This is a genomic window from Paenibacillus sp. sgz302190, from assembly GCF_059820445.1.
This window is the reverse complement of record NZ_JBZYAO010000075.1, coordinates 1-10,446: the sequence shown is the minus strand read 5'-3', so window position 1 is coordinate 10,446 and position 10,446 is coordinate 1. Positions and strand designations below refer to the sequence as shown.

Here is a 10,446-nt window from a genome sequence, read left to right as displayed (position 1 = left end):
GCTGCCGGAATACATGGTGCCGCAGCACTGGGTGCAGATGAGTGAGCTGCCGCTGACGCCCAACGGCAAGGTGGACCGGCGGGCGCTGCCGCAGCCGGAAATGGCGGGGGTGGCGGCGGATCACAAGGAGCCGGCAAGCGAACTGGAAACGCTGCTGGCGGAGATTTGGCAGGACGTGCTGGGCCTGATGATCGTCGGCACACGGGACAATTTCTTCGCGCTGGGCGGCGATTCGATCAAGGCGATCCAGATGGGCAGCCGCCTGCACAAGCACGGATGGAAGCTGGAGATGAAGGACTTGTTCCAGCACCCAACGATCGAGCAGGTGATTTCATACCTGCAGCGGGCCGAAACGAAACCGGCAGATCAGGGACCGGTACAGGGCGAAGTGCTGCTGACCCCGATTCAGCATTGGTTTTTCGAACGGAACTTTACCGATCGCCATCACTGGAACCAGTCGATTATGCTGCATGCCCCGTCCGGCTTTGATCCGGCGCTTGTCCGGTTCACGCTGGCCAAGCTTCTTGAGCACCACGACGCGCTGCGGATGGAATATGTGATTGAGCAAGGCGGACATGGGGAGCCGGTGCAGGTCGTTCAGCATTACCGCGCACCCGAGGACGTTCGTCCGGATGTGGAAGTGATTCGGGTGATCGGAGCGGCCGCTCAGTTGGAACAAGCGGTACAGCGCGAGGCGGAACGGCTCCAGGACAGCCTGGACCTGACCGGGGGCGTACTGATGAAAGCAGTGCTTTTCCAAACGGATCACGGCGATCACCTGCTGCTGGTCATCCACCATTTGGTGGTCGACGGGGTATCCTGGCGGATTTTGCTGGAGGACTTGGCATCCGGTTATCTTCAAGCCTCCAGGGGCGAAGCGATGATTTTTCCGCAAAAAACGCATTCCTTCCAAGACTGGGCTTCCGGGCTTGCCGACTATGCCGGATCCAAGGCGTTACTGAAGGAAACGGATTACTGGCGTGAGCTGGAGAGCCGCGCGATCGCTCCGCTGCCCAAAGGTCAAGAAGCTGCCGATCAGCGGATGTGTCATGCCCGGACGGTTGATTTTGCGCTCACCGCCAAGGAAACGGAGCAGTTGACGACAGTGGCCCATGAGGCGTACCGCACGGAAATGAACGATTTGCTGCTGACGGCGCTTGGTCTCGCTGTGAAGGAGTGGAGCGGAAATGAGCAAATCCTGGTCAACCTGGAGGGGCACGGACGTGAAGATGTTGTTGGAGACGTGAACATCTCGCGCACGGTCGGCTGGTTTACGAGCCAATATCCGGTGGTGCTCGAAATGGGGCGGTCCACGGATGTAGCTTACCAAATCAAGCGGATTAAGGAAGATTTGCGCCATGTTCCGAACAAGGGCATCGGCTACGGCATTTTGCGGTACTTGACGCAGGAGGAACATAAAGCAGGGCTGGCTTTCTCCCTGCGCCCGGAAATCAGCTTCAACTATTTGGGACAGTTTGCGGCTATGGAGCAATCAGGGCTGTTTGTGCGCTCCGCTTTGCCGATGGGCAGCCCGCTCAGTCCGAATTCGGAGAAATTGACCTCGCTCGACGTGGTCGGGTTTATCGAAGAAGGCGTCCTGCGCATGAGCATCGCCTACCATTCACTGGAATACGAAGCCGGGACGATGTCGTCTTTGAGCGAAAGCTTCAAAACCCATTTGCTGCGGCTGCTCGAGCATTGCCTGAACCAAACGGGCGGCACACTTACGCCAAGCGATCTGGGCGACGACGAGTTAACGTTGGATGAGCTTGATCAACTGCTTCAGCTTTTTTAAATCAGAGGAAAACTTGGATGAGGTGGACTTATGGATAAACAAACAATACAAAAGGTGTACCCGTTAACGCCGATGCAGGAAGGCATGCTGTACCACGCCATGCTGGATCCGGAGTCTTCATCTTATTTCACCCAATTGGAGCTGTGCATTTCCGGGCCGTTCGACCGGGCGATTTTGCAAAAAAGCATGGATCAGCTTGTCCGCAGTTACGATATTTTGCGCACGGTGTTCGTGTATCAGCAGCTGCAGCGGCCGCGTCAAGTCGTCCTCGCAGAGCGCAAGGCGGAGGTTTATTTTGAAAATATCGCCGGCCTCCGGCCCGAAGAGCGCCAGCAGGCCATCGCCCGCCATAAACGGGAGCTTCAGGCCCAGGGCTTTGATTTGGCCAAAGACCAGTTGTTCCGCGTCTCCCTGTTCCAGCTTGACTCGGAGCGGTTCCATCTGATTTGGAGCAACCATCATATTTTGTTGGACGGCTGGAGCATGGGCGTGCTGATGAAGAAGCTGTTCGGGTATTATGAGGCCTTCCGCCTGAACCGGCCGCTCCCGAGCGGGCACGACAAGCCGTATGCCGACTACGTCAAATGGCTGGACAAACTGGACAAGGATGAAGCGTTCGCGTATTGGGACAAGCGCCTGGCGGATTTTGAAAAGCCGACCTCCGTACCGCACTGGAAAACGGCCGCGGACCGCGAGGAAGTGTACCGGAACGAAATGTTCACGTTCGTCTGGGATAAACGGCTCGTTGATTCGCTTAAAGAGATCGCTAATCGCTATCATGTGACGCCGCCCAATTTGTTTCAGGCGATGTGGGGGGCACTGCTCGGCAAGTACAACTACACGGATGACGTCGTATTTGGCACCGTTGTGTCCGGGCGCCCCTCGGCCATTCACGGCATCGAAAACATGGCCGGCCTGTTTATCAATACGATCCCGGTGCGGGTAACAGCCGAGCCTGAGGCCGGCTTTGCCGATCTGGCCCGATCCGTACAGCAGCATGCGCTCGAAGCCGAGAAGTACGATTATGTGCCGCTGTACGACATCCAGAAACGTTCGGTGCTCAAAAATCATCTCGTGGGCCATCTTGTGGCCTTCGAGAACTATCCGCTGGACCGCGAGCTGCAAAATGGCGGCATGGAGCAGAGACTCGGTTTCTCGATCCAGGTGGCCGACGCTTTTGAACAGACAAATTACGATTTTAATCTGATCGTTTACCCCGGCGAGGAATGGTCGCTCAAAATGATGTACAACGCCGCCCTCTACGACGAGGAGTGGATCGGCAAAATAGCCGGCCATTTGACCCGCATCGCCGAAGAGCTCGCCCGCAATCCGGAGCTGGAGGTGGGCAAGGTCAGCCTGCTGACGGAGCGGGAAAAAGCCGAGGTGCTGAACGCGTTCAACGATACGAAGCGGGATTACCCGCGCGAGCGGACGATTCCCGAGCTGTTCGAGGAACAGGTCCGGCTTGCGCCGGAGCATGTCGCCGTCGTGTTTGGCGGACGGCGGATGACCTACCGCCAGTTGAACGCTGCGGCGGGGCGGCTGGCGCGAACGCTGCGGGAGCGGGGCTTGAAGCCGAACGAGGCGGCAGGCATCATGGCGGAGCGGTCGATCGAGGCGGTCGTCGGCATTTTGGCGATATTAAAAGCAGGCGGCGCGTATTTGCCGATCGATCCGGATTATCCGCAGGACCGCGTCCGCTACCTGATTGAGGACAGCGGCATGAAACTGATGCTGGTACAGCGCGGCCGGCCGGAAGAATCGCTGGGGCAAGGCACGGGTCTTGCGGCGGATGTTGAGATTTTGCCGATCGATCTGGATGCCGTTGCCGGCGAAACCGGGGCTCGGGGTGAGGCGGAAGCGGATGCGGAAGTGGTCAACCTCCCGCCGGTGAATAAGCCCGAGGATCTGGCTTATGTCATGTATACCTCCGGCTCCACGGGCCAGCCCAAAGGCGTCATGGTGGAGCACAGAAACGTCGTGCGCCTGGTCAAAAATGCCGGGTACATCCCTTTCGGCGAGCAGGACCGCATGGCGCAAACGGGTGCGATCAGCTTTGACGCCAGTACCTTCGAGCTGTTCGGAGCGCTGCTGCACGGCGCCTCGCTGCATCCGGTGTCCAAGGAAACCTTGCTGGACGCGGCCGGTTTTGCGGGCTTCCTGAGCGAGCGGCAAATCACCACGATGTGGCTAACGTCCCCGCTGTTCAATCAGCTGGCCGGGCAAAATGCGGCGATGTTCGCCGGCCTGCGGCATTTGATCATCGGCGGCGACGCGCTCGTTCCCGGATTCGTCAATCAAGTCCGGGAGGCTTGCCCGGTGCTTTCCCTCTGGAACGGTTACGGCCCTACGGAAAACACGACGTTTTCCACCGTCCTTCTGATCGGGGAGGCTTATACGGAGCGGATTCCAATCGGCAGACCGATCGGCAATTCCACGGCTTATATCGTGGACGCGAACGGGCAGCTGCTGCCGGCCGGCGTACCGGGGGAATTATGCGTGGGCGGGGACGGCGTGGCCCGCGGCTATTTGAACCGCCTGGAGCTGACGGAGGAGAAGTTCGCCGCGAGTCCTTTTGTTCCCGGCGAGAAGCTGTACCGCACGGGGGACTTGGCCCGCTGGCTGCCGGACGGAAACATCGAGTTTATGGGCCGGATCGACAATCAGGTCAAGGTGCGGGGCTTCCGCATTGAACTGGGAGAAATCGAGTCGCGGCTGCTGCAGGTCGAAGGCGTAAGCGAAGCGGCGGCGGTTGTGCGGCAGGATCAGGCCGGCGAGAGCGTCTTATGCGCCTACGTCACCGCAGAGCGGGAATTCGCCGCCGGAGAGCTGCGTTCGGCATTGACGAAGCTGCTGCCGGATTACATGCTCCCGTCCTCCATTACGCAGTTGGAACAAATGCCGCTCACGGCCAACGGCAAAGTGAACCGGCGGGATCTGCCGGAGCCGGGGGATCTCGGCCGGGAAGCGGCTGCTGCCTATGCGGAGCCCGAAAGCGAAACGGAACGGCAGCTTGCCGCGATTTGGCAGGAGGTGCTGGGCGTTTCGCGCATTGGCGCAAACGACGATTTCTTTGCACTGGGCGGACATTCGCTGAAGGCGATGATGCTGACCGCGAAAATCAAACAGCAGCTCGGGTGGGACATCCCGATCAAGGCGCTGTTCGACCGGCCGACGATTCGCGGCTTGGCCCGGTATTTCACGGAGCCGGATACGGTCAATCAAGCGGAAGCAGGTACAGGCGGGAAAGCGGGGCATACATCTACGGCGGGAGCGCTTGAACCGCTTGTCCGCGCCCTCGCAGGAGCGCATTATCCGGTTTCCTCGGCCCAGCGGCGGATGTACATCTTGAACCAGCTGGGGGATGGCGGAACCGGCTATAACATTCCCGCCGTCCTGCTGCTCGAGGGGGCGCTGGAACAGCCCCGTCTGGAAGCCGCTTTTCAGGCGATGATGAACCGCCATGAGATACTGCGGACTTCGTTTGAGATGGCGGACGGCGAGCTCGTGCAAAACATCCATGAGCATGTCCCGTTCCGCCTGACATGCACGGCTGCAGCCGAAGAAGAGGGCGAAACGCGGATTCGCGAATTTATCCGGCCGTTTGATTTGGGCGAGACGCCGCTCGTCCGCGCGGAGCTGCTGCAGCTCGGAGAGCAGCGCCATCTGCTGCTGATCGATATGCACCATATCATTTCGGACGGCAGTTCGACGGGCATCCTGATCCGTGATTTGGCGCAGCTTTACGCGGGTGAGGACCTGCCTGAGCCGAATCTGCACTATAAAGATTTTGCCGTTTGGCAGCATGCGCCGGCTCAGCGTGAGTATATGAAGCGCCTGGAGCGATATTGGTTGGATACGTTCGCCGGAGACCTTCCGGTGCTCGATCTGCCGACCGACTTTGCCCGGCCTGCCGTGCAGAGCCATGCCGGCGAACGATTTGTTTTCGGCGTTGACGGGGAGCTGGAGCGGCGGATTAACCGGTTGACGGCCAAGACGGATACGACCTTGTACATGTTTTTGCTGGCGGCGTTTAACGTTTTGCTGTCCAAGTATGCTGCCCAGGAAGATATCGTGGTCGGCTCCCCGGCCGCCGGCCGGACGATGGCCGAAATTCAGGACGTACCGGGCATGTTCGTCAATACGCTGCCTCTGCGGAACGCGCCGGAAGGCGGCAAGACGTTCGAACAGTTTTTGTTCGAAGTGAAGGAAACTTGCTTGCAGGCGTTCGAGCATCAAAATTACCCGCTGGAAGAATTAATCGAAAGACTGCCTCTTGAGCGGGATTTGAGCCGCAACCCTCTGTTTAGCGTGTCGTTGAATATGCTGAACATGGATGTGCCCGCCCTGAAGCTGGGAGAGCTGCAAATTTCCTCGTATTCGGTGATGCACCGGACGGCGAAATTCGATCTGACGCTGGAAGCTGTTCAGAAGCCGGACGGTGAAGGCGGAATCGGACTTAGCTTTGATTACGCCGCCGCGTTGTTCCGGCCGGAGACGATCCGGCGCTGGAGCGGACATTTGCTGCAAATTATCAAATCCGTCGTCGATCGGCCGGCGATCCGTCTGGAGGAGATCGAGCTGATGACGGCCGCCGAACGCGAGCATTTGCTGGCAGGGCTCCGTGATAACCGGACGGACTATCCAGCGAAGCAAACGTTCCATGGCTTGTTTGAACAGCGTGCGTTTGAGACGGAAAATTCCGTGGCCGTAGTTGATGAGGCTCTCAGCCTTACATACCGCGAGCTGAATGAAAAAGCCAACCGGGCGGCATGGGCGCTCCGGCAGCGCGGGGTGAAGGCCGGGCACATCGTCGGGCTGCTAGTGGATCGTTCCACTGACATGATCGTATCGATTCTGGCGGTGATGAAGGCGGGCGGCGCTTTCCTGCCGCTCGATCCGGAATTTCCGGAACAGCGAATCCGCTACTGCCTGGCCGATAGCGGAGCGCGCCTGATTATCAGCGAGCGGAAGTATGCCGGCTTGTTGTCCGGCGGGGTGGAAGCGGACATGCTGGACATCCGGGACGGAGGCTGGTTAAGCGATCAGACCGGTACGCCGGATGCGGCAAGCGGTCCGGACGATTTGGCTTATGTCATTTATACGTCCGGAACGACGGGAAATCCGAAGGGCGTCAAGCTGAAGCACCGGGGACTGGTCAATTACGTCTCCTGGTTCATGAAGCAGGCGGAGCTGTCCCCCGCGGACAAAACGGCGCTGTTGTCTTCGTTTGCCTTCGATTTGGGCTATACGAGTCTGTTCCCGATCCTGCTGGCCGGCGGCGAGCTGCATATCGCTGCCAAGGAAACGTACACCGATCCGGAGCGGCTAACGGCTTATCTGGCCCGGCAGGGCATGACTTATATAAAGCTGACGCCGTCTTTATTCCATATGATCGTGCATTCCTCAAGCTTTGAAGCTTCGCGGCAGCTGCAATCGCTGCGGCTGATCGTGATGGGCGGGGAGAAAATCAATCCTGCCGATCTCAAGCTGTACCATCGGAAATACCCGGGGACGGCGCTGATGAATCACTACGGTCCGACGGAATCGACGATCGGTATCATTGCGCAGCGCATCGACACGCAGCGGCTGGCGGAATTTGCGGCGCGTCCGACCGTCGGCCGGCCGATTCATAACGCCGAAGCTTATATTTTGAACGGCGGCCGCAAGCTAGTCCCCGCAGGCGCGGCCGGAGAGCTGTACCTGGCCGGTCCCGGACTGGCGGAAGGCTACTTGAACCGTCCCGATTTAACGAGCGGGAAGTTTGTGGAAAATCCGTTTTCACCGGGAACCTTGATGTACCGAAGCGGAGACCTCGCCCGCTTGCTGCCGGACGGGCAAATCGAGTTTTTGGGCCGAATGGATGACCAGGTGAAAATCCGCGGCTATCGCGTCGAGCTTGGCGAAATCGAAGCGGCGCTGCTGCAGCATGAGCAGGTCGGCGCGGCGTACGCGACCACAATTGCGGAAGGCTCGCTGCCGCCGGAGCTATGCGTTTATTTTGCGGCAGGCATGCCGCTCGCCGCCTCAGAGCTGCGGGAATGGTTGTCCGGGCAGCTGCCGACGTATATGGTGCCGACCCATTTCGTGCAAATGGACTCCATCCCGCTGACGGCCAACGGCAAAATCAACCGCAAAGCGCTTCCGGCGCCAACGTTCGCAAGACCGGACGGGAGCGGCTGCGTTCCGCCGCAGACCGAAACCGAAGCCGAGCTTTGCCGGATTTGGCAGGAGACGCTTGGCGCGGAATCCGTCGGCGTACAGGATAACTTTTTCGATTTGGGCGGCCATTCCCTGAAAGCGATGCAACTGATCAGCCGCATCCACGCGAAGTGGAAAAAAGACATTCCGCTCAAGGTGATTTTTGACCGGCCGACGGTGCGCCAGTTGGCGCACTATATGGAGGCGGCGGAGCGGGAAGGGCAGCTGCGGTTCACGGAAAGCGGAATCGTTCCGGCGGCCAAACAAGATTATTATCCGGTTTCCTCCGCGCAAAGACGGATGTACGTCCTGCATCAATTCAATCCGGGCGTCAGCTACAACATGCCATCCGTGCTGCTGCTCGAAGGCGAGCTGGATGTGCTGCGGCTGGAGCAGGCGCTGAATTTGCTGGTGCAGCGGCATGAGACGCTGCGTACCTCGTTTGCGGAAGTCGACGGGGATCCGGTTCAAATCGTTCATGAACAAGCCCCGGTAGAGTTAATCCGAATGGAAGTGGATGAGGAGGAGGCGCAGCTGAACATCGGCGCGTTTATCCAGCCGTTCGATTTAAGCGCCGCCCCGCTGCTGCGCACCGGGCTGCTCCGGATTTCCGGCCGGCGCCATCTGCTGCTGATCGACATGCACCATATTATTGCGGACGGCATCTCCCGGGAGATTTTCGTCAAGGAAATCGCCCTGCTGTATCGCGGGGAGGCGCTTCCGGCGCTGCGGCTCAGCTACAAGGATTACACGATGTGGCAAAACGAGCCCGCTCAGCGGAAGCACATTTCCGGACAGGAGCGGTATTGGCTGGAGCAGTTTGCGGAGGACGTTCCCGCGCTGAATTTGCCGACGGATTACCCGCGCCCGGCGGTGCAAAGCTTTGACGGCGATGCGGTGCGCTTTGCCGCAAGCCGGGAGACGGCGCAGCAGGTGCGCAGGTTCATCATGGAAACCGGAACAACATTCCATATGGTGATGCTGGCCGCATTCAACGTGTTTCTCAGCAAGCTGACGGGCCAGGAAGATATCGTGGTCGGGTCCGTGGCGGCCGGACGAACAAGCCCGGAGGTCAGAGATATGCCCGGCATGTTCGTCAACACGCTGGCGCTGCGCAGCCGCCCGGCAGCGTGGAAAACGTTCCGCCAGCTTGTGCTGGAAGTGAAGGAAACCGCTCTGGAGGGCTTGGAGCATCAGGATTACCCGTTTGAGGAATTGGTCGGCAAGCTGGATTTGCCGCGGGATTTGAGCCGCAATCCGCTGTTTAACGTCATGCTGACGGTGGAAAATCCGGACAAGGAAACGTTCCGGCTGGATCGGCTGAGCATTAGCCCCTATGAGGTTTCGAGCGGCGTCGCCAAGTTTGATCTGACGTTCGGCGCGTTTGAACGGGGCGAGGACATCGGGCTTCAACTGGACTATGCCAGCGATTTGTTTAAAAAGAGCACGATCCTGCGTTGGAGCGGGTATTTGCAGGAGCTGCTGAAGGCCGTTACAGCCTGCCCCGATCTGGCTTTGTCGACGGTCGATATGGTGCCGGCGTCCGAAAAGCTGCGGAGGCTCGATTGGAACGAGACGGAGCTGGACGTGCCGGAGGATGCGACGATCCATCGGCTGTTCGAGGAGCAGGCGCTGCGGACGCCGGACCGTCCGGCGGTAACTTATCGCGGGCGGTCGTGGACGTACCGGGAGCTGAATGCGCGGGCGAACCGGCTGGCCCGCCTGCTGATCGCCAAAGGCATCGGCACGGAAAGCAGGGTTGGCATCATGGTCAAGCCGTCGCTGGAGATGGCCGCGGGTGTACTCGGCATCCTCAAAGCCGGAGCGGCGTACGTGCCGATCGATCCGGATTATCCCGAGCAGCGCATCGCTTATGTGCTCGCCGATAGCGGCGCGCCGGTGCTGCTGACGCAAAGCGGCTTGCCCGTACCGGCGGAATACGGCGGCGAGGTACTGCGGCTGGACGGCGAGGGAGCAGCGTCCATGCTGGCCGGAGAAGTCGGTCTGTCCGACGAACTCAATCCGCTCACGGTGGCAGGAGCGCATCATCTGGCCTATATGATCTATACGTCGGGAACGACCGGCCAGCCGAAAGGCGTTATGGTCGAGCACTATTCTTTGGTGAATTTGTGTTACTGGCATAACAAGGCTTTCGAAGTTACCGCCGAGGACCGCAGCGCCAAATACGCCGGGTTCGGGTTTGACGCTTCCGTGTGGGAGCTGTTCCCGTACTGGATAGCCGGGGCGAACATCCATGTGATCGATGAAGCGATCCGGATGGACATCGTGCGGCTGAACGCGTATTTCGAGCAGCACGGGATCACGATTGCGTTCCTGCCGACGCAGTTGTGCGAGCAGTACATGGAGCTCGACAACCGCTCGCTGCGCGTGCTGCTGACCGGAGGAGACAAGCTGAAGCGGACGGTGGAGCGCCGCTACAAGCTGGTCAA

Annotated in this window: 2 protein-coding genes; both read left to right on the top strand. The window is 59.5% G+C overall.

Annotated elements, in window-relative coordinates; all coding sequences use genetic code 11:
* Positions 1–1,795, top strand: a 1,795-nt coding sequence (locus AC6RNO_RS36190) for a condensation domain-containing protein (RefSeq protein WP_497108399.1), incomplete at its 5' end; no start/stop codon positions are given.
* A gap of 30 nt (positions 1,796–1,825) precedes the next feature.
* A partial coding sequence (locus AC6RNO_RS36185) for an amino acid adenylation domain-containing protein (protein WP_497108398.1) occupies positions 1,826–10,446 on the top strand: 8,621 nt, incomplete at its 3' end.